At 68.0% G+C, this 20,722-nt stretch carries 23 protein-coding genes; 13 read left to right on the top strand and 10 right to left on the bottom strand.

Translation table 11 applies throughout. The features are described from left to right. Nucleotides 1–48: 48 nt before the first annotated feature. Nucleotides 49–924 (top strand): PhzF family protein, encoded by an 876-nt coding sequence (locus tag OVA13_RS00115; protein WP_267791833.1) that lies wholly within the window; start codon nucleotides 49–51, stop codon nucleotides 922–924. Between the two features lie 29 nt (nucleotides 925–953). Beyond that, nucleotides 954–1,832, top strand: coding sequence for a PhzF family protein (locus OVA13_RS00110; protein ID WP_267791832.1), 879 nt, complete (start codon nucleotides 954–956; stop codon nucleotides 1,830–1,832). Nucleotides 1,833–1,900: 68 nt separating this feature from the next. Here OVA13_RS00110 and OVA13_RS00105 read toward each other — a convergent pair whose 3' ends face one another. From OVA13_RS00105 to OVA13_RS00075, 7 genes are all read right to left on the bottom strand, one after another. Continuing rightward, nucleotides 1,901–3,205, bottom strand: coding sequence for a sensor histidine kinase (locus OVA13_RS00105; protein WP_267791831.1), 1,305 nt, complete (start codon nucleotides 3,203–3,205; stop codon nucleotides 1,901–1,903). After that, nucleotides 3,202–3,891: a response regulator transcription factor gene (locus tag OVA13_RS00100; RefSeq protein ID WP_267791830.1), complete on the bottom strand. Its 690-nt coding sequence runs from the start codon at nucleotides 3,889–3,891 to the stop codon at nucleotides 3,202–3,204. Before OVA13_RS00100 ends, OVA13_RS00105 begins: the two co-directional genes overlap by 4 nt. A 3-nt stretch (nucleotides 3,892–3,894) precedes the next feature. Further along, on the bottom strand, nucleotides 3,895–5,025 hold the full coding sequence (locus tag OVA13_RS00095) for a DJ-1/PfpI family protein (protein WP_267791829.1): 1,131 nt from the start codon (nucleotides 5,023–5,025) through the stop codon (nucleotides 3,895–3,897). 67 nt (nucleotides 5,026–5,092) lie between these two features. Beyond that, the gene (locus OVA13_RS00090) at nucleotides 5,093–6,763 is read right to left on the bottom strand and encodes an amidohydrolase (protein ID WP_267791828.1); all 1,671 of its coding nucleotides are present in this window, start codon (nucleotides 6,761–6,763) and stop codon (nucleotides 5,093–5,095) included. 156 nt (nucleotides 6,764–6,919) lie between these two features. Further along, on the bottom strand, nucleotides 6,920–7,609 hold the full coding sequence (locus tag OVA13_RS00085) for a glycine zipper 2TM domain-containing protein (RefSeq protein ID WP_267791827.1): 690 nt from the start codon (nucleotides 7,607–7,609) through the stop codon (nucleotides 6,920–6,922). A 69-nt stretch (nucleotides 7,610–7,678) separates the two neighbouring features. Beyond that, nucleotides 7,679–8,374, bottom strand: a complete 696-nt coding sequence (locus OVA13_RS00080) for an alpha/beta fold hydrolase (RefSeq protein WP_267791826.1) — start codon at nucleotides 8,372–8,374, stop codon at nucleotides 7,679–7,681. A 57-nt stretch (nucleotides 8,375–8,431) separates the two neighbouring features. Continuing rightward, complete coding sequence (locus tag OVA13_RS00075; protein WP_267791825.1) at nucleotides 8,432–8,866, bottom strand: OsmC family protein; 435 nt, start codon at nucleotides 8,864–8,866, stop codon at nucleotides 8,432–8,434. A gap of 207 nt (nucleotides 8,867–9,073) precedes the next feature. Here OVA13_RS00075 and fusA point away from each other — a divergent pair, with 207 nt between their 5' ends. The 8 genes from fusA to OVA13_RS00035 all read left to right on the top strand — a co-directional run bounded on the left by fusA (nucleotide 9,074) and on the right by OVA13_RS00035 (nucleotide 15,150). After that, nucleotides 9,074–11,134 (top strand): elongation factor G, encoded by a 2,061-nt coding sequence (fusA, locus tag OVA13_RS00070; RefSeq protein ID WP_267791824.1) that lies wholly within the window; start codon nucleotides 9,074–9,076, stop codon nucleotides 11,132–11,134. A gap of 274 nt (nucleotides 11,135–11,408) precedes the next feature. Continuing rightward, the gene (locus OVA13_RS00065; RefSeq protein WP_056878154.1) at nucleotides 11,409–11,807 is read left to right on the top strand and encodes an HU family DNA-binding protein; all 399 of its coding nucleotides are present in this window, start codon (nucleotides 11,409–11,411) and stop codon (nucleotides 11,805–11,807) included. A gap of 196 nt (nucleotides 11,808–12,003) precedes the next feature. Beyond that, nucleotides 12,004–12,639, top strand: coding sequence for a tellurite resistance TerB family protein (locus OVA13_RS00060; RefSeq protein ID WP_267791823.1), 636 nt, complete (start codon nucleotides 12,004–12,006; stop codon nucleotides 12,637–12,639). Nucleotides 12,640–12,648: 9 nt separating this feature from the next. Beyond that, nucleotides 12,649–13,218: a M23 family metallopeptidase gene (locus OVA13_RS00055; RefSeq protein ID WP_267791822.1), complete on the top strand. Its 570-nt coding sequence runs from the start codon at nucleotides 12,649–12,651 to the stop codon at nucleotides 13,216–13,218. Nucleotides 13,219–13,317: 99 nt separating this feature from the next. Then, nucleotides 13,318–13,629: a DUF3861 domain-containing protein gene (locus OVA13_RS00050; protein WP_267791821.1), complete on the top strand. Its 312-nt coding sequence runs from the start codon at nucleotides 13,318–13,320 to the stop codon at nucleotides 13,627–13,629. A 10-nt stretch (nucleotides 13,630–13,639) separates the two neighbouring features. After that, on the top strand, nucleotides 13,640–13,942 hold the full coding sequence (locus OVA13_RS00045; RefSeq protein WP_267791820.1) for a helix-hairpin-helix domain-containing protein: 303 nt from the start codon (nucleotides 13,640–13,642) through the stop codon (nucleotides 13,940–13,942). A gap of 53 nt (nucleotides 13,943–13,995) precedes the next feature. Continuing rightward, nucleotides 13,996–14,565: a DUF1439 domain-containing protein gene (locus OVA13_RS00040; RefSeq protein WP_267791819.1), complete on the top strand. Its 570-nt coding sequence runs from the start codon at nucleotides 13,996–13,998 to the stop codon at nucleotides 14,563–14,565. Between the two features lie 12 nt (nucleotides 14,566–14,577). Continuing rightward, on the top strand, nucleotides 14,578–15,150 hold the full coding sequence (locus OVA13_RS00035; RefSeq protein ID WP_267791818.1) for a DUF1439 domain-containing protein: 573 nt from the start codon (nucleotides 14,578–14,580) through the stop codon (nucleotides 15,148–15,150). Nucleotides 15,151–15,159: 9 nt separating this feature from the next. Here OVA13_RS00035 and OVA13_RS00030 read toward each other — a convergent pair whose 3' ends face one another. Together OVA13_RS00030 and OVA13_RS00025 are read right to left on the bottom strand one after the other, a co-directional pair. Next, on the bottom strand, nucleotides 15,160–17,370 hold the full coding sequence (locus tag OVA13_RS00030) for a DUF5916 domain-containing protein (protein ID WP_267791817.1): 2,211 nt from the start codon (nucleotides 17,368–17,370) through the stop codon (nucleotides 15,160–15,162). A gap of 119 nt (nucleotides 17,371–17,489) precedes the next feature. Beyond that, the gene (locus OVA13_RS00025; protein WP_267791816.1) at nucleotides 17,490–17,957 is read right to left on the bottom strand and encodes an SET domain-containing protein; all 468 of its coding nucleotides are present in this window, start codon (nucleotides 17,955–17,957) and stop codon (nucleotides 17,490–17,492) included. 153 nt (nucleotides 17,958–18,110) lie between these two features. Between OVA13_RS00025 and OVA13_RS00020 the strand changes: the two genes are divergently transcribed. After that, complete coding sequence (locus OVA13_RS00020; RefSeq protein ID WP_267791815.1) at nucleotides 18,111–18,659, top strand: c-type cytochrome; 549 nt, start codon at nucleotides 18,111–18,113, stop codon at nucleotides 18,657–18,659. A gap of 19 nt (nucleotides 18,660–18,678) precedes the next feature. On the opposite strand, the gene OVA13_RS00015 is transcribed toward OVA13_RS00020, so the two are convergent. Further along, on the bottom strand, nucleotides 18,679–18,882 hold the full coding sequence (locus OVA13_RS00015; RefSeq protein WP_267791814.1) for a hypothetical protein: 204 nt from the start codon (nucleotides 18,880–18,882) through the stop codon (nucleotides 18,679–18,681). A 193-nt stretch (nucleotides 18,883–19,075) separates the two neighbouring features. Here OVA13_RS00015 and OVA13_RS00010 point away from each other — a divergent pair, with 193 nt between their 5' ends. Continuing rightward, nucleotides 19,076–19,534, top strand: a complete 459-nt coding sequence (locus OVA13_RS00010) for an SUF system Fe-S cluster assembly regulator (RefSeq protein WP_267791813.1) — start codon at nucleotides 19,076–19,078, stop codon at nucleotides 19,532–19,534. Between the two features lie 15 nt (nucleotides 19,535–19,549). Beyond that, nucleotides 19,550–20,722, top strand: a 1,173-nt coding sequence (gene sufB / locus OVA13_RS00005; protein WP_267791812.1) for a Fe-S cluster assembly protein SufB, incomplete at its 3' end; no start/stop codon positions are given.

The raw sequence follows: 20,722 nt of genomic DNA, 5'->3' as shown, positions 1-20,722 counted from the left end.
CGAAGCCCTTCCCCGGAATGGCCTCCCTGGCTGCCCCGGAGGCAATGCATGAGCCCTCGCCGTTACCTGCAGGTGGATGTCTTCGCCGACCGCCCCGGCGCCGGCAACGCACTGGGCGTGGTGCTGGATGCGGAAGGCCTGGACGATGCCGCCATGCAGGCCATCGCAGGCTGGCTCCAGTTGTCGGAAACGGTGTTCTTCCTGCCCGTCTCCGCCGAAGGCGCGGATTACCGCATCCGCATCTTCACCCCGTGCAGCGAGTTGCCTTTCGCGGGCCATCCCAGCGTCGGTGCGGCCTGGGCCGCGCTGGAGACCGGCCTGGTGCCGGACACCGGCGCGCTCGTGCAGGAATGCGGTGCGGGCCTGCTGCCGGTGCAGGTCGCGCGGCAGGGAGCGGCACGACGCATCCGCCTGCGTGCACCGCAGGCAAGCCCGGTGACGGTGGACGACGCACAGGCTTTGCTGGCTGACGCAGTGAGCATCGCCCTGCCTCTCGGCGCGCTTCCACCTGCGCTGTGGCAGAACGGGCCGGGATGGTGGCTGGTCGAACTGCGCGATGCGGACTGCGTGCGGTCCCTGACGCCCGACCTGGACGCGATTGCCGCGTTGACCCGCGCGACCGCGGCGGTGGGGCTGGCGGTCTTCGGGCGCGCCGGCCACGGCCAGGACCACGACCTGGTCGTGCGTGCGTTCTGCCCTGCCGACAACATCCCCGAAGACCCGGTCACCGGCAGCGCCAATGCGTGCATCGCCGCCGCGCTGCATGCGGCGGATCGGCTGCCCGGCCACGCCGGCCGCTATGTCGTCAGCCAGGGCCGTGAACTCGGTCGCGATGGGCGTATCGAGGTGCAGGTGGATGCGGAAGGCCAGGTCTGGATCGGTGGGCAGGTGCAGCCGGTCATCCAGGGCAGCCTGGCTTGGTAAGCTGCGCGGCCCCCACCCGAATCCCTGCCATGACTTCCCGACGCTACGTCCAGCTGGACGTGTTCGCCGACCGGCCCGGCGCCGGCAACCCGTTGGCCGTGGTCCTGGACGCCGAAGGCCTGGACGACGCCGCCATGCAGGCCATCGCCCGCTGGACGCGGCTGCCGGAGACCACTTTCGTCTTCCCGGCCACGCAGCCTGGCGCCAGCTACGCGATCCGCATGTTCAGCCCGCGCCGTGAAGTGCCCTTCGCCGGTCACCCCAGCGTCGGTACCGCCCATGTGGTGCTGGACGCAGGGCTGGCGACGCCGCGCGACGGCCTGCTGGTGCAGGAAGGCATCGCCGGCCTGCTGCCGTTGCGGGTGGAAGGCGACGGCGCAACCCGCACCATCGCCGTGCGCACGCCCCGCGCCCGCGTCGTCGAAACGGGCAACCCGGCGACACACGCACTGCTGCGCGCAGCGGTGGCCGCGCTGCCCGCCGGCAACCTGCCGCCGGCACTGGTCGATGGTGGGCGCCGCTGGTGGCTGGCCGAGGTCAGCGACGAGGCCACGTTGCGTGGCGCCTCCCCGGACTGGGATGCGATCACCGCGCTGGCCCGCGAAACCGACAGCATGGGCGTGTGTGCGTACGCATTCACGGCGGGGCAGCCTTACGACCTGGCCGTGCGCGCCTTCGTGGGCGCGCCGGCGGCCTTCGAGGACGCCGCCTCCGGCGCCGCCAACGCCACGCTGGCCGCCTGGCTGAAATCCCGCGATGCCCTGCCGGGTGGCCGCGATCACTACACCGTCAGCCAGGGCCGTGAAGTCGGCCATGACGCACGCCTGCAACTGCGCGTGGACGCCGAAGGCGATGTCTGGTCAGGCGGCCATGTGCGCACCGTGGTCAGCGGACGGATCGACTGGTAGCCGACCCCGGCCGGTGACGACCCGCCCCGTCCGTCCTGAAACGCGCCGCGCGCCAGGCTGCGGGCCCGTCATCGCGATGCCGTTGCCGGGCCGCCTTGGTCGGCGCTGCGCACCAGCGACAGTTCAACAGTGAACGTGCCGGCGGCCTGTCGCGTGTCCACCTGCAGGCCGTAGCGCGCACACAGCCGTCGCACGATGGACAGACCCAGCGCCAGCCCACTGCTCCCCGGGCGCGCGTTGACCGTGCCCGTGGCGTCCACCGGCGAATCACTCACCTCACCGCGGTTGGCGATCCGCAGCCGGTCGCCATGCAGGCCGATGTGCACTTCGCCTGCCTGCGTATGGGTGAAGGCATTGCCGACCAGGTTGGAGAGCAGGATGTGCGCGACCGTGGCCGGTACTTCGATCACCGCGCTGCGCGGCACGTCGACGTCGACGTCCACCTGCTTGCCTTCCAGCAGCAGGGACTGTTCCACCACCACGCGTTCCAGTACCGGCAGGAGCGGCACGCACGCCGGCGCATCCGGCACTTCGGATTCGCGCGCCAGCGACAGCAGGCTGATGATGGTCTGCTCAAGCTGCCAGGCCGATTGCCGGAGATGCGCCACCTGTTCCAAGGCGGCGGAGGACATGCCGGGCTCCGCCGCCAGCCTTTCCGCGGATCCGCGGATCACCGCCAGCGGCGTGCGCAGTTCATGGCTGGCATCACGGGTGAACTCGCGCTCGCGTAGCGTGAACGCGTGCACGCGCTGCGCGAGTGCTTCCAGCCCGCGCGCCAGCACGCCGGCTTCGTCGTCGCCGAATTCCCTTGCGAACCCCAGCGGCAGGCGTTCCGGCGACATGCCCTCCACGCGCGCCACCAGCCGCGACAGCGGACGCGTCGTCTTGGCTGCCAGCCAGTAGCCCGTGCCCAACGCCAGCAACAGCATCACGCCACTGGTGATGGCCAACAACAGCAGTACCTGGTCGCGCATCGGGCGCACCACCAGCTTGCGGCTCACCTCGGCCGCCAGCCAGGCGCGGTCGCCATCGGGCGCGCGCATCTCCAGCAGGTGGTAATGCCGGCCTTGCTGGCCAGCGAACTCGTTGCGCCAGGGCTCCTCTCGATGGCCCTCGAGAAGGTCGGGCGGGAAATCCTCCGGACGCGTGTAGACCCTGACGAAATCATCGCGCGGTGTCGCCCACTGCCCCGACTGCGCCTGGCTGCGCTGCTGGGCAACCGCTTCCTGTTCCAGTGTGGCGGCAAAGAAGGAATCCTCCACCGCATACATGAACACCAGCGCGTACAACCCGTAAAGCGCCGCCAGCAGCAGCGCGAACATCGAAAACGCCAGCATCACCCGTCGTTGCAGCGGCCAGATCGCGCGCTTCATGCGTCGGCATCCAGCTTGAATCCCACCCCATGCACGGTGCGCAGCATCGGCGTGGCGAACGGACGATCCAGCGCCTGCCGCAACAGGTAGAGGTGCGAGCGCAGCGGATCGGAATGCGGCGGCTCATCGCCCCACAGCCGCTGCACCAGATCGCTGCGCGTCAACGTGCGCGGCCAGGCTTCGGCCAGTTCCAGCAGGATGCGGAGCGGCGTCTGCTGCAGTTCGATCAGTTGCCCCCCGCGCCGTACCTCGCCACTGCGGCGGTCGATGCACAGCTGACCGATCCGCAGCAGGTGGGACTCGCCCACGCGGTGCCGCTGCGACAGGGCAACACAGCGCGCAAGCAGTTCTTCACCGGCGAAAGGCTTGACCAGGTAGTCATCCGCACCGGCCTCGAAACCGGCCAGCTTGTCCTTCAGGGTGTCGCGTGCGGTCAGCATCAGCACCGGGACATGGCGGTCGGCGCGTTCGCGCAGCGACTGGCAGACCTGCAGGCCGTCCAGGCCCGGCAGGCTGATGTCCAGCACCAGCACGTCGGGCGGATTGGCCAGGGCAAGCTGCAAGCCGGTGCGGCCGTCGGCGGCGAAATCCGCCTCGTGGCCTTGCGCCTCCAGCATCGCGGCCATGCTGCTGCGCAAGGCCAGGTTGTCTTCCACCACCAGGATTCGCAGCCGTGTGCGGGTCATCGCTTACTTGTCCATGCGCGCCAGCAGCTGCGTGGCCGCGTCCTTCAGGTCGGGATGTGCGGCCAGTATGCGCTCGGCGGTCGCGCGCGCCTGTGCCACCTGGCCCAGGCGCCACTGGGCTTCGGCGATGCCCAGCTGCAACTGCGGTTCAGCCATGTAGGGCTCGGCCAGCTGCATGATGCCCAGCGCGTCGCGCACCGCCGCGTCACTGGCAGCCGCCTGCAGCTGGTAGTAACCCAGCAGGCCGATCAGTTCCACGTGGTACGCATCGCGCTTGCCGGCGAGCGCAGCGCGCGCGGCCGCCTGCTGGCCCGACAGGAAGTCCGCCACCAGCGTCATCGTCGCCTCGTCGCGCCAAGGCGTACGGGCCACCGGCGTGAGGCCCAGCCCGCGCACGATGGCGTCCGCCACGCCCGGGGTGGAATAAGGATTCTGGCCGGTCACCAGGCGGCCATCGACCACCACCTTCGGCATCATCAACGCGGCCTCCTGCCACCGGGTGCCCTCCTCCCGCATGCGGTCCTCAAGCAGGAACGCGAATTCCTTCGCCCAGCGCTTGCCGAACACGGTTTCCTCTTCGTTGGTGAAACCGGTCATCGCCTTGCCGGCCACCAGCAGCGAACCGTCATCCAGCCGCACGCCACTCAAGGCCGCCGGGCCGTGGCAGACCGCGGCCACCACGCCGCCACGTTCGTACACGTCGGCCAGCAACGTCTTCAGCGCGGTGTCGCGCGGCAGGTCGAACATCGCGCCCTTGCCGCCCACCACATAGACGGCGGCATAGTCGTCCGCCTCGAGCGTGGCGGTGGACCGCGACTGCGCCAGCTGGCGCATGGCATCGGCATCGGCCAGCACCTGTGCGTTGAAAGGCTCCTTGGCGTTGTACTTGTCGGCCACCACGGCACCGCCCTGCGGACTGGCCACGTCCACGCGCAGGCCGTTCTGGCGGAAGATCAGGTAGGCCTGCGAGAACTCGTCCATTTCGAAGCCGGGCCTCGTCTTGCCTTCATCGCGGCCTTCGCCGCTGACCACCATCAGCACCTTCGGTGGTTCCTTGGCCAGAGCGGGGGTCAGGCACGCGGCCAACAGCAGGCCGAGTGCGGAGCGCGCGAGCAGCGGTGACGGAACAGGCATGACGAGGATTCTCCAGGTTAGGTGCATCACTCTGGAGAACCGCTGTGAAGCAGACTTCAAATGCGTCCTAGCGGGCCTGGTATACCGGTTTGCCGTCCACCCAGGTCGACTCGATGCGCAGGTCGTCCAGCCGGGCCGCGGGCACGGCCAGCGGATCATCCTGCAGGATGACGAAGTCGGCGCGCATGCCCACCGCCAGCCGGCCGACGTTCGCCTCGTCGCGCCCGGCATACGCCGCATCGGCGGTGAAACCGCGCAGCGCGTCCACCGCACTGAGTCGCTGGTCGGGCATCCATCCCGCGTCAGGGTGGTCGTGGCGGTCCTGGCGCGTCACCGCCGCATGCAGGCCCCGCCGCGGGTCGACCGATTCGACCGGGAAATCGGAGCCCAGCGCCAGCCGCGCGCCACTGTCACGCAGGCGCTGCCAGGCGTAGGCACCGGTGACGCGCACCGGGCCCAGGCGATCTTGTGCCCACGGCATGTCCGAGGTCGCATGCGTCGGCTGCATCGAGGCGATCACGCCCAGCGTGGCGAAGCGCGGCATTTCCTCCGGCGCCACCACCTGTGCGTGCTCGATGCGCCAGCGATGATCCTGGCGGGCCTCGTCGCCGAGGACGCGCGCATAGGCATCGAGCACCAGCCGATTGCCGCGGTCGCCGATCGCATGCGTGGCCACCTGCACATGGCAACCGTGCGCTTTGCGCATCGCCGCTTCCAGCGCGGTGGGTTCGGTCACCAGCAGGCCGCGGTTGCCGGGATCGTCGCTGTAGTCCTCCAGCAACGCCGCGCCACGGCTGCCGAGCGCACCGTCCGCATAGAGCTTCACGCCGCGCATCTGCAGGCGTCCGCCCGCATGCTGGTACAGGCCGTTCGCGCAGAGATCGGCCAGCGCGGCGCCATCGCCGTCGGCATAGGCATCAATGCGCAACGGCAGCCCGCCTTCGTCGGCGACGGCTTTCATCAACGCCAGGTCTTCGCGCGAAACCCCCATGTCGTGGACACCGGTCAGCCCGTTGCGCACGGCCGCCTGCAAGGCCTTGTCCAGCGCCTGGCGGCGATAGGCGTCATCGGGTGCGGGCACGACGCCGTTGACCAGCGACATGGCTGCGTCGACGAATACCCCCGATGGCGCACCGTTGCTGCGTTCGATACGCCCGCCCTCGGGTTGCCAGTCGCCGGTCAGCGGACGCGCGGACTTCGCCGCAGCCGCCCGCAATGCGGCCGAGTTGGCCCAGCCGGCATGGCCATCGACGCGTTCCAGCCACACCGGTCGGTCAGGAAACGCGGCGTCCAGGTCCGCGGCGGTGGGGAAACGCTTCTCAGGCCAGTCGTTCTGGTCCCAGCCACTGCCGAGGAGCCAGGCATTGGGGGGAAGCGTTTTTTCGTATTCTCGCAGGCGCGCGATCACCTCGGCCTTGTCGCGCGCGTCCACCAGGTCGGCACGCATCAGGGCATAGCCCAGTCCCATGACGTGGCCATGCGCGTCGATCAGGCCCGGAATCACCGTCCGCCCACCCGCATCGATGCGCCTGGCATCGGGGTACCTCGCGAGCAGGGCCTTGGCCTCTCCTACTGCCAGCAGGCGCCCTGTGTCATCCCACGCCAGCGCTTCCACCGTCGGTTGCGCGGGATCGGAGGTATGCACGCGCGCGGCGGTCAATACCTGTACCTGTACCTGTGCATGGGCGACACCCGCCAGACCCAGTACGCACCCCATTGCCCACGCCAGACGCTGCATGCCCTGCTCCGTTATCGATGACCGACGGGACTATGCGGCGTAGCGGAGGCGGCGGCAACCGCGGCATAAAAAGAGGGGCCTTGCGGCCCCTCGGTTGCGGCAGGATCCCCCGTCGTTCGACGATGTGTCCGCAGAAGCGATGGCGTCAGGCCGCGGTCATTCCGGGCGCACGTCCACGCGCACGCGGATGCGGTCCCCTGGATGATGGTCGGTCCGGGTCTGGTAGGTACGGTTGCCGTACTCGTAGGTGACGTCGTATCCGCTGACACGACCGTCGCCGTAGTAGTCGTCGCCATGGCGACTGGCACCCGTGACCGGGACCGGATCGCAGACGCGGACCTGACCGCGCTGCACCTGACGGTCCCGCTGGGCGCTGTCATAGATGGAACGTCCGGCCATGCCGCCGACCATCGAACCGACCGCGGTGCCCACGTAACGACCGCTCCCGTCCCCGACCTTGCTGCCCAGCACGGCACCGGCGATGCCACCGATCACCGTCGCGACCGTGCGTCCCGTCTGGCTGCCGCCGCCGGGATAACGCTGGTCACCGTAGTAACCGTCGCGGCGATCGTCGGGATAGCCGTAGCCATCGTCACCATAGCGGTCGTTGCGGTAGGTATCGCGCGCGTACACGTCGTCGGCGTCACGGTAGTAGCAGTTCTGCTGTGCACCGGTCGTGCGGTAACCGCCGTCGATGACGGGATCCACGCGGATCACGCGTGCGTATTCGTACTGCGGGGCGTAGGCATCGCGGCCGTCGGTCCCGTAGTAGCGCGAAGACTGCGCGGACGCAGCGCCGGACGCCAGCAGACCGAGGGCCAGCAGGGTGGCGGAAACACGCTTCATGTCGGGACTCCCCAACGCCGGGATGGCGCAGGGGCATGCTCCGGCCGCGCGGGTGAAAAGCGGCTGAACTCAGCCGGGCTCCCTCTCCTTGTTTAGCCATTCGACAGTTTGCGCCGCGATGCCGGCGGCATGTCTGCCCAGCAAGGGGCCGGCATGGCTGGTTGAAAGCGTTTGCAGCACCTCGCTACCCCAGTCCGCCGCCATGGTCTGCGCAATGGTCACCGGAACGTCCTCGTCCCGTTGCGACACGACGAACAGCATTCGGCAGGCAGGACGCTCGACCGGCACGCCGCCGTACGCCTCGCGCAACACGGCACCGGACTCGTCCCGCCAGTGCCGGAACGCGAACAGTGCACTGGCCTCGTCGGCATCGGGCAATGCCTGGCGCGTGGAAGCAAGCCGCGCATTGCGCCGCCATGGGACGAGGTCGGGCCACATGCGCGCGGTGAGATCGCGATGCCAGGGAGACGGTGGCAGCGGATTCACCAGCACCAGGGAATCCGCGTGCGCGGCGCTGCGCAGGGCAAGCAGGCCACCCAGGCTGGCACCCATCACCACCCGCGGACGCGGCAAGGCCTTAAGCAGGCGGTCCACCTGCCGCTGGTAATCGCCCAGGCGCGTCGCCGCAACGCCGTTGATCGTTGGCTGCAGATCGGGCGCGCTCACCTGCATGCTGGCCGAGGCCAGCACATCGCGCCACAGGCTCCATTCCCAGCCACCGCCACCACCGCCATGCACCAGCAACGCGGAACGGAAGCCGCTCATCGCGGCACCGTCCCGCGTGCGGCTTGCGGGCAACGCGGAGTCAAGGGAACAACGGGATCAGAGCAGCGTGGCCTCCATCGTCACCGGCACCGACAGCGCGCGGGAGATCACGCAGCCGGCCTTGGCCTGCTGGGCGATTTCCTCGAACTGCGCGGCGCTGATGCCGGGCACGCTGGCCGAGACGATCAGCTTCACGCCGGTCACGGTCGGGCCCGGATCCATGCCCGGCTCCATCGTCGCTTCGGCGCGCGTCTGGATCTTGTCGGGCGTGAAGCCCGCCTTTCCCAGCACCGCCGACAACGCCATGCTGAAGCAGCCCGCATGGGCGACCGCCAGCAGTTCTTCCGGGTTGGTGCCCTTCTCGTCGCCGAAGCGGGTCTTGAAGGAATAGTTCTGCGCTTCGAACAGGCCGCTCTGCGGCGTGCTCAAGCTGCCCTTGCCGGCCTGCAGGTCACCATTCCACACTGCATCCGCATAACGCTTCAAAGCCATGGCTGAGTTCCTCGGGTCAGGGGGGAAGCGAAGGGTACACCGGCAGGTGTTCACGGCGTGTTCCGCAGTGCGACTTGACCCCCCTGCCCGGCGCGCGGATGCTGGCCGCCCGCCATGACCGCCCGCCGAGCGCCTCGCTCACGGGATGCGCGCTCCGCCCGGACAGCCATGACGGCCCTTCGACCCATTCCAGGGAGAAACGGCCTCATGTCGTACAGCACACAGCAGATCCGCAACGTGGCCCTCGCAGGCCACCCCGGCGCCGGCAAAACAACGTTGTTCGAAGCCCTGCTGCATGCCGGCGGCGCCCTCCAGGTGGCAGGCACCATTGAGCGCGGCACCACGGTGTCGGACCACGATCCGATCGAAAAGACCCGTGGCCACTCCATCGACACCGCCATCGCCAGCACCGACCACGGCGGGGCCTCGGGCCTGCCGATCCACGTCAACCTGATCGACACGCCCGGCTACCCGGAATTCCGCGGGCCGGCCCTGTCGGCGTTCACCGCGGTGGAAACGGTGCTGATCGTGGTCGATGCGGATACGGGCATCGCGCACGGCACGCGCCGCCTGATGGAGCGCGCGCGCGAACGCAACCTCTGCCGCGCCATCGTCGTCAACAAGATCGACCACGAGGGCGCCGACGCTGCTGGCGTGCTGGCCGCGCTGCGTGAGGAGTTCGGCCCCGAGGTACTGCCGCTCAACCTGCCGGCGCAGGGCGCGAAAGCGGTGATCGACTGCTTCGGCCAGTCCGCCGGCGATTCGGACCTGGGCCCTGTCGCCGACTGGCACCAGAAGATCATCGACCAGGTGGTCGAGATCAACGAGACGGTGATGGAGCACTACCTGGACCTGGGCGAAGACGGCCTGTCCGGCGAGGAACTTCACGATGCCTTCGAGCAATGCCTGCGCGAAGGCCATCTGGTGCCCGTGTGCTTCACGTCCGCGCGCACCGGTGTCGGGGTGAAGGAGCTGCTGGACGTGGCCGAGCGCCTGTTCCCCAACCCCGCCGAAGCCAACCCGCCCCCTTTCTTCAAGGGCAGCGGCGCCGACGCGCGCCCGATCGAAGCCGTGCCCGACCCGCGCGCGCACGTCATCGCCGACGTCTTCAAGATCATCAACGACCCCTTCGTCGGCAAGCTGGGCATCTTCCGCGTGTACCAGGGCACGGTGAGGAAGGAAACGCCGCTGTTCGTCGACGACGGCAAGAAGCCGTTCAAGGTCGGCCACCTGTTCAAGCTGAAGGGCAAGGACCACGTGGAGATCGACCAGGCCATCCCCGGCGACATCGCCGCGGTCGCCAAGGTCGAGGACCTGCATTTCGATGCCGTGCTGCACGACAGCCACGACGAGGACCATATCCACCTGGCGCCGATCGACTTTCCCCGCCCGATGTTCGGCCTGGCCATCGAAGCGGCCAGCAAGGGCCAGGAACAGAAGCTTTCGACCGCGCTGCAGAGGCTGGCGGAAGAAGATCCCGCCTTCGTCGTCGAGCACCAGCCGGAGTTGAACGAGACGGTCATCCGCGGCCTGTCCGACCTGCACCTGCGGGTGATGCTGGAACGCCTGAAGGAGCGGCACGGCGTGGAGGTGAAGACACGCCCGCCGCGCATCGCCTACCGCGAGACCATCAGCGCGAAGGCCGAAGGCCACCATCGTCACAAGAAGCAGACCGGCGGCGCGGGACAGTTCGGCGAAGTGTTCCTGCGCATCGAACCGCTGCCGCGCGGCGGCGGGTTCGAGTTCGTCGACGAGGTGAAGGGCGGCACCATCCCCGGCCAGTTCATGCCGGCGGTGGAGAAGGGCGTGCGCCAGGTGCTGAGCGGCGGCGCGATCGCCGGCTATCCCCTCCAGGACGTGCGGGTGGTGGTGCATGACGGCAAGCACCACCCCGTGGACAGCAAGGAAGTGGCCTTCGTCGCTGCCGGCAAGAAGGCGTTCCTGGACGCCATCGCCAAGGCGCGCCCACAGGTGCTGGAACCCGTGGTGGACCTGGAAGTCAGCGTGCCGGAAGCGCAGGTGGGCGACGTCACCGGCGGGCTGTCCAGCAAGCGCGCGCGCATCAACGGCACCGACACACTGCGTGGCGAGATCGTGGTCAAGGCGCAGGTGCCGTTGGCCGAACTGGACGGATACGCGGCGGAACTGAAGTCCATGACCGCCGGACAAGGCCGCTACGCGCTGGATTTCAGCCATTACGAACCCGTGCCGCCCAACCAGCAGCAGAAGCTGGTGGACAGTTACAAGCCTCGCCACGAAGACGATTGATCGCGCATTGTGAGGTGGGGAGGCGCCGCGCGGACCGTCCGGCGCCTGTCGGCGACGCCTCCACGCGACCACCCGACACGCGGTCGTCGGGGAGTTTCCGACACGCGCAGGCGGCGTTCGCGGGCCACATGGCGAAGAAAAACGAAAAAAAGCGAAAAAAAGCCGGTTTGCATGCCCATCTGCTCTTGGCGGCGCGATTCCTTTGCCCTACATTTCGCTTGCCGACGTAATCGGCCCCGATTACCCAACCTACCGACTGTAGAGACAGGACACTATGGCAAAGAGCACCAAGAAGGCCGCGCCGAAAAAGGCCGCCAAGAAAGCCGCACCGAAGGCCGCTGCAAAGCCGGCCGCGCCGAAGCCGATCAAGGAAGCGCTGAGCAAGTCGGGCCTCGTCGCCCACATTGCGGAAGCTACCGCCGTGGCCGCCAAGGACGTCCGCGCCGTGCTGGCCTCGCTGGAAAGCGCCGTGCACGCCTCCGTCAACAAGAAGGGCGCTGGCTCCTTCACCCTGCCGGGCCTGCTGAAGATCAGCGCCGTCAATGTGCCGGCCAAGCCGAAGCGCAAGGGCATCAACCCGTTCACCAAGGAAGAGCAGTGGTTCGCCGCCAAGCCCGCCTCGGTGAAGGTGAAGGTGCGTCCGCTGAAGAAGCTGAAGGACGCCGCAGCCTGATCGCTGCGCTTCCTGTGTCACCAGAACGGGACGGCCATGCCGTCCCGTTTTTTTTTGGATGGATGACCCCCGGGCGGGCCGGGACGTACCGCTGGGATGTGCGGCAACCGCGCGCCGTGCCATCGGTCACCCTTGTGATCCCCCGCCGCCGCCCGCAACTCTTCCGGTATCCCCTCCTACCGAAGGTATGCGCCGCATGAAGATCCAGGGTTTCCTAGACCATCTGCTGAAGTCCTCCAATGGCGGAGGCAGCCTGCTCAACGCCGACTTCGGCAAGGGCGCGGTGACCGGAGGTGCGCTGGGCCTGCTGCTGGGCAAGAACAAGACCTCGCGCAAACTGGCCACCTACGGTGGCCTGGCTGCCATCGGCGTGATGGCCTACCGCGCGTACAACGACTACAAGCAGCAACAGGGCGGGTTCGCCGCCGGTGCCACGCCGCAGACGGTGGACCGCTTGCCACCGCCGCAGGCCGAACTCCACAGCCAGGCCATCCTTAAGGCGCTCGTGGCGGCGGCAAAAGCCGACGGCCACATCGACGCACGCGAACGCCAGGTGATCGAAGGCGAATTTTCCCGCATCAGCAACGACGACGAACTGCAAGGCTGGCTGCACGCCGAACTCGAGAAGCCGCTGGATCCGGCCGAAGTCGCGCGCGCCGGCAGCACGCCGGAAATCGCATCGGAGATGTACCTGGCCAGCCTGATGGTGGCGGACCAGCAGAGCTTCATGGAGCGGACCTACCTGGACGAACTGGCGCGCCAGCTGAAACTGGGCGACGAGTTGAAGGCGCACCTGGAGAAGCAGTTGGCGCAGCAGGCCGGCGCGGGCTGATCCACCGCGATGGCGCGGACCGCCCCGCAGCGCCTCCGCCGCTGGCTGGTCAGCACGGCGATGCTGGCCGCGCTTGCCCTGCTGGCCGCGTGGTCATGGAAACAACCCTTCATGGCGACGGCCCGCATGCTGTGGGACATCTCACGCGCACCCCCGCCTGCCTCCCTGCCCGTCCCGGTGCAGGGCGTGAAGGCGGGACGGATCGCCGACACGTTCGGCGCGCCGCGTGGCACCACGCGCACCCACCAGGGCGTGGACATCTTCGCGCCGCGCGGCACGCCGGTGCTCAGCGCCACCCGCGGCGTGGTGGTATCGGTGCGCGACAGCGGACTGGGAGGCCGGCAGGTGTGGGTGCTGGGGCCCGGGCGCGAGCGCCATTACTACGCCCACCTGGACGATTGGGCCATCGGGCTGGCGGAGGGCCAGGTGGTGCAGCCTGGCGAGCCGCTGGGCACGGTCGGCACCACCGGCAATGCGCGCGGCACGCCGCCCCACCTCCACTACGGCGTGTACGGCAGCCAGGGCGCTTATGACCCGCTGCCGCTGTTTCGCCAGCAGGATGCACCGTCCGTCCGCTGAACCCGGCAGCGCGGCGGAACAGTGCATCGCGGCGCCGATGCTCGTACCGGCGCCGCAGCGGGCCTATCGTGGCCTCACCCCCGCCACACTCGCGCCGCCATGCCCAACCAGAGCCACCGTTACCGCATCACCGTCACGCCCATCGAATCCGATGGCCTGCAGTGCAACGGCCGATGCACCATCGAATTCGAACACGCCTGCCACGACGACTGGATGCGCATCCTTGAGAACGTGCAGCGGCAGCGTGGCTTCAGCGGCGACGAGCGCGCCGCGCTGGTCGTCGGCACCAAGCTGCTCAGCGGCCTGATGCTGGAGCATCGCAAGGACAGCGATGACGTATTCGCCCCGCTGCGCCCGCACATGGGTGAGTTCATCCAGCAATTCAAGCAGCGCGGACGCGACGCGGAGTAAGCTGCCTGGAATGACGAAAGCCCGCCACGCCGCCGACGCCCACCGGCTGGAAGACATTCCCAACATCGGCCCCTCGATCGCCGGCGACCTGCGGGGCATCGGCATCCTCCAGCCGGCGCACTTGACCGGGCAGGACCCGTACCAGCTCTACCAGCGCGTCAACCACGCCACCGGCCAACGGCATGATCCCTGCCTGTGCGATTGCTTCATCGCCGCAGTGCGCTTCATGGAAGGCGGCGCGTCCACGCCCTGGTGGCACTACACCGCCGAACGCAAACGCCGCTTCGAGCATGATCCCGACCTGGCCGGTTAGCCCACGGACAGGCACGGGCCGCTAAGGTGCCCGCACGTCCCACGGAGCCCTCCATGCGCACACGTCGCCGCTTCCTGATCGCCGCCCTTGCCGCCGGTGCCACGCTGGCGCTGGCGGGCTGCGAAACGCTCAACACGGTCACCGGCCTGTTGGGCAACCAGGTCAACTTCACCCAGCCGCAACTGCAGCGCTATCTCAACAACAGCTTCCCGCGCGAGTTCGACGAGCTCGGCGGGCTGGTCTCGGCCACATTGACCAACCCGAGGCTCAGCATCCCCGCGGGCGACAACCGCCTGCGCCTGGATTTCGACATCGGCGTCAGTGCGCTGGGCGCACGTGACGTCAGCCGCGGCCACTTCGCGCTGGCCAGTCGCCTGCGCTACAACCCGGCCACGCAGGGACTGCACCTGGACAATCCCGAGATCCTCGCCGTGGATGTGCCGGGCGCGGGCTCGCTGCTGTCCGGCGGCACGCGCGAGCTCGTCAACACCGTGCTGGTGGAATACGCGCGCAACGAGCCGGTTTACCGCATCGACAGCGACGTGCTGCGCCGGCTTCCGTCCGGCAAGCGCATCGGCACCACCGACATCGAGGATGGCCGCGTCGTCATCCGCCTGCAGTAAGGAGCGCACGCCATGAAGATCCCCCTGTTCCGTCCTGCCCTGCTGCTGGCCACCCTGCTGGCGTCCGCATTGGCGCTGGCCAACGACAGCGCCTCCACCACCCTTCGCTTCAACGCCGCACAGCTGCAGTCCGCCGCCGAAGCCGGTTTCCCCATGGAGCGTGATCTGCTGGAAGGCTTCGCCACGCTGTCACTGCGCCAGCCCAAAGTGGACATCCCTGCCCCCGGCGACCGTATCCGGCTGGGGCTGGAATACGATGTCGCCCTGGTGACGGGCGGCAAGGCCGAAAGCGGTCGCTTCACCGTCACCAGCGGACTGCGCTACGACCCGGCGACGCGCGGCCTGCATCTCACCGATCCGCAGCTGCAGGATTTCCAGGCGCAGTCTTCGCGCGCCGGCATCGATGCCGGTACCCGCGGCATGGTCAACGCGCTGATGCAGGACTACGCCCGCGACCGCCCGCTCTACCAGCTGACGGAAGAGGACCTGGCCCAGGTCCCGGGTCCCTTGAGCGAGGATTCGCTGCGCATCAGCGACGGCCATGTGGAACTGCGGCTTGCGCCGGCCTCCGCCGGGACGCGCTGATCCCGAGCGTCAGATCTCGAAACGGTAGCTCAGCTTCACCATCAGCTGCTCGTCGTCGCGCAGGCGGAAGCTGTCCTGCAGCAGGTCGTCCATGCCTTCCGTGGACGGCAACTGCTCGTACCCGCCGCGGGCGTAGACCACGTACAGGTACGAGAGCGGTGCCAGTTCGTAGCGGTAGCGCACCTGGAAACCCAGGTTGCGCACGCTGAAGTCGTCCACCGGCTCGCTGGTGGCCACCGGATAACCCCGCGGATCGAAGCGCCATGCATCCTGCAGGCGGGCATCCAGCGCGATCACCTGCATCTTCACCCGCAGTTCGTGGCGCTCGTCGATGACCCATTCCACGCCGGCATTGAGGTCCACCTCGCGCCGCTTGAAGCTGCCCACCAGGTTTTCCCGCTGCCAGACCAGCCAGTCGGGATTGCGGATGGCGTAGAAGCCGCTGTACAGGCTGAAGGCATCGCTGACGAAGTAGGTGGCCGTGTAGCCCACGCCCACGCCGACCTTGTCGTTGCCCGACAGCCCGCCGGTGAAGGCTTCCAGTTCCGTCTCGTGTCCCCAGTTGCCCTTCCGCGGCCGCTCGTACTCGAAGTAGGCATTGGCATTGGCGGGCAGGCGCGCCAGGCCGTTGCCGCGCAGCAACAGGTCGCTCAGGCCGGCGCTGTTGATGTTCATCTGGGCGTATTCGTAGCTGCCGTCGCGCAGGTTGCCCTGGCGGCTGATGCGGAACTGGTCGTTGAGCTTGTCGCCATGGTTGTTGTGGCTGCTGCTGACCCGCCAGCGCCAGTCCTTGGTTGCGTAGCGCGACGTCTCCGGCATGTCGGTGAAGCGTTTGCGCAGTTCCCAGTGCAGATAGTTGGTGCTGTTGCGGGACAGATAGCCGAAATCGTTGATCTGCAGGTCGTTGCCGAAATGCATGGCGATCCACTGCTGGCGCCAGCCGCGGTCCATCTCGTAGTCGGCCCACACGGTGGCGCCGACGTCCTGCACCTCGTCGCCGGACTGGTCGATCCGGCTGCCCAGCAGGCGGGTGCGTATGTTCCAGCGCTCGGTGGGCCGCCAGTTGTGGTCCACGCCCAGCACGGTGGCCTCGCGGTCGCGCCAGGGATCGTCCACGTACGTCAGCATGGCGCCGACATTCTGCCGTTCGAAGTCGCGCACCAGCCGGAGTGCCTGGAACGTGCGGCCGGTGGCGCCGTCCTCTTCCGCGGCGAACACGCCGTAGTTGGCCTGGCCCAGGCTGCCGTTGAACTTGACCGCCGCGGTGATGTCGCCGGTGCTGCCCACCCGGCGGGTGTACAGCTGCTGGCTGAAGTCCGATGGCGTTGTCAGCTCGAAGATGCCCTGGTTCTCGGTGAAGAACGGCCGCTTGTCGCTGACGAAGGTTTCGGTGGCGCTGAAGTTGATCACCAGGTCGTCGCTTTCCACCTGGCCGAAATCGGGCTTCAGCGTGGCGGTCAGCTGGAAACGCCCGCTGGGTTTCCAGAACACGTCCACGCCGGCATTGAAGTCGCCGTCACTACCCACGTTGTCGTACAGGCCCGACACGTAGGGCGTGACCGCCAGCAGTGACTGGTCGTACTGCGTCACCGTCAACGGCGAGAAATCGGACAGGAAGCGCGGGCGCTCGAAACTGGCGGCCGGCCACGCCGAGCGCTCGCCGGTCGAGCCGATCACGCGCGCCAGGAACACCTTCAGCGTGCGCTGGCCGTCCTTGCCGTCGCGCATGGGCGCGGTGTACCACGGCACCCGCAGCTCCACCGACCAGCCCTGCTCGTCCTCGCTGACGGCGTGCTGCCACTGGCCATCCCAGTCGCTGCTGAACTGGTTCTCGTTGGTGATGATCTCGTCGGCGATGCCGCCGGTCGAGCTGACCGTGAAGGCATAGCCGGTGCGGCCGTCGCCATCGAAGTCGATGAAGGCATTGACGCGATCCACCTGCTCGTCGAAATCACGCTGCACCTTCTGCCGCGTGCGCGGCACGTCGGCAGGCTGTACGTTGCGGAAGGCGATGGCCAGGCCTTCCGGCGTCGCCAGCACCCAGGCTTCGGTCGGCAGCGAGCCGGGCTCGCCGGTCAGCGGCTGGGTCTTGCGGAAATCGGTGATGTGCCGGGCGCCCTGCCATTCGACCGGATCGATGCGGCCATCGATGTCGACGGCGTGGACGGCAGCGCAGGGCAGGCCCAGTGCAAGCAGGGCGATCAGGCGGGTGAGGGACATGGGCAGGTCGGGTGGTGGTCCGGGTGCGCGAACGTTAGCGGCGAGACGCGGATGCCACACCTGCCTTCGGTCATTTCAACCTTTTGGCAGTCCACGGCATCCGTGCCGTAGGGGGAAGCTCAGCGCTTGGGCTGCAGCATGGTGCCGGTGCACTTCTTGCTGCCGCAGCGGCAGGCCCAGATCTTCTTCAACCGCGCGGTATGCGGCTCGGACAGGGTGATGCCGTAGTTGTAGGTCAGTTCTTCACCGGCCTTGATCGCGCGGATCGCCTCGATGAAGACCTTGTCCTTCTTGCGGTTCTTGCCGTCGTGCTCTTCGATGACCGCTTCGCAGTTGGGGTCGCAGCTGTGGTTGATCCAGCGTGCCTTGTTGCCTTTGTGGTTCGCGTCGATGACGTAGTCGTCGTTGAGCGTGAACAGGAAAGTGTGGCCGGAATCGACGTCGCCGGTATCGTCGGCGTCCACTTCGTCATGCGTGCGGCGCTTGCCCTTGTACTCCACCACCCGCTCGCCCTTCTCGATCGGGGCGATGGCGAACACGCCGTTGCCGTGGATGTCGGATTGGCGGGCTTCGATCTTGCGGGGCATGCAACGTCCGGTGGTGTGGGGCGGAAGTCGGGGATTCTCCCCTAGTTGGCGGGCTTTCCCAAGTCCATCGACCTGAACGGAGCCCGCGGCGCGATGGCCGCTGCGTGCAAACCACTGCGTTTCAAGACCGGTTCCCTCCCACAGACCTGCTCCATGCGCCTGCATTCCCTGTTGCCTCTTTCCCTGTCCGCCCTTGTGCTGGCCGCCTGCCAGCCCACCCCCGAAACCCGTACCGTGTCCACGCTGGCACCCCCTCCGCAGATCGAGAACGAGGCCGAGATCGTGGCGCGTGGCGAATACCTGGTGCGCACCAGTGGCTGCAACGACTGCCATACCGCGGGCTATGCCGAACGCGGCGGCAAGGTGGAGAAGGCGCAGTGGCTGCTGGGTTCGCCGCTGGGGTACAACGGCCCGTGGGGCACCACCTACGCCACCAACCTGCGCCTGCACCTGAAGGACATGACCGAGGCGCAGTGGCTGGAGTACAGCGCCAACCTGCGCACCCGGCCGATCATGCCGGACTTCGCCGTGCGCGAGATGACCCGCGAGGACCGCCGCGCGATCTATCGTTTCGTGCAGTCGCTGGGTCCCGCGGGCGAGCCCGCCCCGACCTACCTGCCGCCGGGCAGGACGCCGCCGGCGCCCTACTTCACGCTGGTACTGCCCCAGGCGCCGGCTGCGGCGCCGGCGGGCGGCCACTGAGGCAGCAGGCGGTGGCGGGTCACCACGGGAACCCGCGACCGGCCCATACCCAGTAGAACGCGAAGGTCAGGCCGAAGATCGTCCAGAACAGGTTGCCGATCCCGCGCGCCAGGCGCCACAGCAGGTACACGCCACCCCCTGCCAGCAGGGCATGCAGCAGCGGGCGGTAATCGGGGCCCTGGCTGGCCCGGGAACCGGTCGAGTCGGAATGCGCGGTGGTCATGGCGAGGCTTCCTGTGGGTCTCGTCCTGGAGTGGACGGTGCCCATGGTCCGGATTCCCCATGCCCGACATCAGTGCGAGGCATCAGCCATCGCGGGTGACATTCATCAGGTTGTCCGGGCCGCGAAAGAGCCGGTTTGAGCCCGGGGGCATAAAAGCGTACAATTTCGGTACGCTTTCTGGACCCTTCCCCCGATGCTCCGCGTCACCAAGCTTACCGACTACGCCACCGTGGTCCTGACCGTGCTCGCCGCACGACCGGGCGAGGTGCTCAGTGCGTCCGACCTGGCCGAGCATTCGGGCCTGGAGTCGCCCACGGTCAGCAAGGTATTGAAGCCGCTGGCCCAAGCCGGGCTGGTGGAAGGCCTGCGCGGCGTCCACGGCGGTTATCGCCTCAGCCGTGGCGCGGCCGACATCACCCTGGTCGAGATCGTCGAGGCCATGGAAGGTCCGCTGGCCATGACCGAATGCAGCCAGAGCGAGAGCCACTGCGGCATCGCCCACCAGTGCGGCGCGCGCGCCAACTGGCGGCTGATCAACGACGTGGTGGCCGACGCCCTGCGCGGCTTCACGCTGGCCCAGATGATCACCCCTCCCCCTTCCTCCGACGACACGCGCAGGCGCCCCATCGCCGTGCATGTCGCCGCCAGTTGACCTGTAGGCAGCCCGATGGCCACCGAAAACGCTGAAATCCTGGAACAGCTGGGACGTCGCTACGACGCTGGCTTCATCACCGACATCGAGTCCGATTCGCTGCCCCCGGGCCTCGGTGAGGACGTGGTGCGCGCCCTCTCGGCGAAGAAGGAAGAGCCCGAGTGGATGACCGAGTGGCGCCTGGCCGCCTACCGCCACTGGCTGACCATGCCGGTGCCGCACTGGGCCAAGCTGAAGATCGCGCCGATCGACTTCCAGGCCATCAGTTACTACTCCGCGCCAAAGGCCAAGTACGCCTCGCTGGACGACGTGCCGCAGGAACTGCTGGATACCTACGACAAGCTGGGCGTGCCGCTGCATGAGCGCGCCAGGCTGGCCGGCGTGGCGGTGGACGCGGTGTTCGACTCCGTGTCCGTCGGCACCACCTTCCGCAAGGAACTGGCCGAGAAGGGCGTGATCTTCTGCTCGATGAGCGAGGCCATCAAGGAACACCCGGCACTGGTCAAGCAGTACCTGGGCAGCGTGGTGCCGGTGGGCGACAACTACTTCGCCGCCTTGAACTCGGCGGTGTTCTCCGATGGCAGCTTCGTGTTCATCCCCAAGGGCGTGCGCTGCCCGATGGAACTGAGCACCTACTTCCGCATCAACGCCGGCCACACCGGCCAGTTCGAGCGCACGCTGATCATCTGCGAGGACAAGGCCTACGTCTCGTACCTGGAAGGCTGCACCGCGCCGATGCGCGACGAGAACCAGCTGCATGCCGCCGTTGTCGAGCTGGTGGCGCTGGAAGACGCCGAGATCAAGTACAGCACCGTGCAGAACTGGTACCCGGGCGACGAGGAAGGCCGTGGTGGCATCTACAACTTCGTCACCAAGCGTGCCGAGTGCCGGGGCGACCGCAGCAAGGTGATCTGGACGCAGGTGGAAACCGGTTCGGCGATCACCTGGAAGTATCCCTCCTGCGTGCTGCTGGGCGACGACTCGACCGGCGAGTTCCATTCGGTGGCGCTGACGCACCACCGCCAGCAGGCCGACACCGGCACCAAGATGATCCACATCGGCAAGCGCACCAAGTCGAAGATCGTCAGCAAGGGCATCAGCGCCGGCCGCGGCCAGAACACCTACCGTGGCCTGGTCAAGATGGACCGCAATGCCGACGGCGCGCGCAACCACACCCAGTGCGACAGC

Source organism: Pseudoxanthomonas sp. SL93, from assembly GCF_026625825.1.
In the GTDB taxonomy this organism is placed as follows: Bacteria; Pseudomonadota; Gammaproteobacteria; order Xanthomonadales; family Xanthomonadaceae; genus Pseudoxanthomonas_A.
Note: the sequence above shows the minus strand (reverse complement) of the source record. Positions and strands in the feature narration are given on the sequence as shown.

Excerpts from the sequence above, each read along its gene's own strand:
- OVA13_RS00115 (WP_267791833.1), top strand. The coding sequence starts at position 49 with ATGAGCCCTCGCCGTTACCTGCAGGTGGATGTCTTCGCCGACCGCCCC.
- OVA13_RS00110 (WP_267791832.1), top strand. The coding sequence starts at position 954 with ATGACTTCCCGACGCTACGTCCAGCTGGACGTGTTCGCCGACCGGCCC.
- OVA13_RS00105 (WP_267791831.1), bottom strand. The coding sequence starts at position 3,205 with ATGAAGCGCGCGATCTGGCCGCTGCAACGACGGGTGATGCTGGCGTTT.
- OVA13_RS00100 (WP_267791830.1), bottom strand. The coding sequence starts at position 3,891 with ATGACCCGCACACGGCTGCGAATCCTGGTGGTGGAAGACAACCTGGCC.
- OVA13_RS00095 (WP_267791829.1), bottom strand. The coding sequence starts at position 5,025 with ATGCCTGTTCCGTCACCGCTGCTCGCGCGCTCCGCACTCGGCCTGCTG.
- OVA13_RS00090 (WP_267791828.1), bottom strand. The coding sequence starts at position 6,763 with ATGCAGCGTCTGGCGTGGGCAATGGGGTGCGTACTGGGTCTGGCGGGT.
- OVA13_RS00085 (WP_267791827.1), bottom strand. The coding sequence starts at position 7,609 with ATGAAGCGTGTTTCCGCCACCCTGCTGGCCCTCGGTCTGCTGGCGTCC.
- OVA13_RS00080 (WP_267791826.1), bottom strand. The coding sequence starts at position 8,374 with ATGAGCGGCTTCCGTTCCGCGTTGCTGGTGCATGGCGGTGGTGGCGGT.
- OVA13_RS00075 (WP_267791825.1), bottom strand. The coding sequence starts at position 8,866 with ATGGCTTTGAAGCGTTATGCGGATGCAGTGTGGAATGGTGACCTGCAG.
- fusA (WP_267791824.1), top strand. The coding sequence starts at position 9,074 with ATGTCGTACAGCACACAGCAGATCCGCAACGTGGCCCTCGCAGGCCAC.
- OVA13_RS00065 (WP_056878154.1), top strand. The coding sequence starts at position 11,409 with ATGGCAAAGAGCACCAAGAAGGCCGCGCCGAAAAAGGCCGCCAAGAAA.
- OVA13_RS00060 (WP_267791823.1), top strand. The coding sequence starts at position 12,004 with ATGAAGATCCAGGGTTTCCTAGACCATCTGCTGAAGTCCTCCAATGGC.
- OVA13_RS00055 (WP_267791822.1), top strand. The coding sequence starts at position 12,649 with ATGGCGCGGACCGCCCCGCAGCGCCTCCGCCGCTGGCTGGTCAGCACG.
- OVA13_RS00050 (WP_267791821.1), top strand. The coding sequence starts at position 13,318 with ATGCCCAACCAGAGCCACCGTTACCGCATCACCGTCACGCCCATCGAA.
- OVA13_RS00045 (WP_267791820.1), top strand. The coding sequence starts at position 13,640 with ATGACGAAAGCCCGCCACGCCGCCGACGCCCACCGGCTGGAAGACATT.
- OVA13_RS00040 (WP_267791819.1), top strand. The coding sequence starts at position 13,996 with ATGCGCACACGTCGCCGCTTCCTGATCGCCGCCCTTGCCGCCGGTGCC.
- OVA13_RS00035 (WP_267791818.1), top strand. The coding sequence starts at position 14,578 with ATGAAGATCCCCCTGTTCCGTCCTGCCCTGCTGCTGGCCACCCTGCTG.
- OVA13_RS00030 (WP_267791817.1), bottom strand. The coding sequence starts at position 17,370 with ATGTCCCTCACCCGCCTGATCGCCCTGCTTGCACTGGGCCTGCCCTGC.
- OVA13_RS00025 (WP_267791816.1), bottom strand. The coding sequence starts at position 17,957 with ATGCCCCGCAAGATCGAAGCCCGCCAATCCGACATCCACGGCAACGGC.
- OVA13_RS00020 (WP_267791815.1), top strand. The coding sequence starts at position 18,111 with ATGCGCCTGCATTCCCTGTTGCCTCTTTCCCTGTCCGCCCTTGTGCTG.
- OVA13_RS00015 (WP_267791814.1), bottom strand. The coding sequence starts at position 18,882 with ATGACCACCGCGCATTCCGACTCGACCGGTTCCCGGGCCAGCCAGGGC.
- OVA13_RS00010 (WP_267791813.1), top strand. The coding sequence starts at position 19,076 with ATGCTCCGCGTCACCAAGCTTACCGACTACGCCACCGTGGTCCTGACC.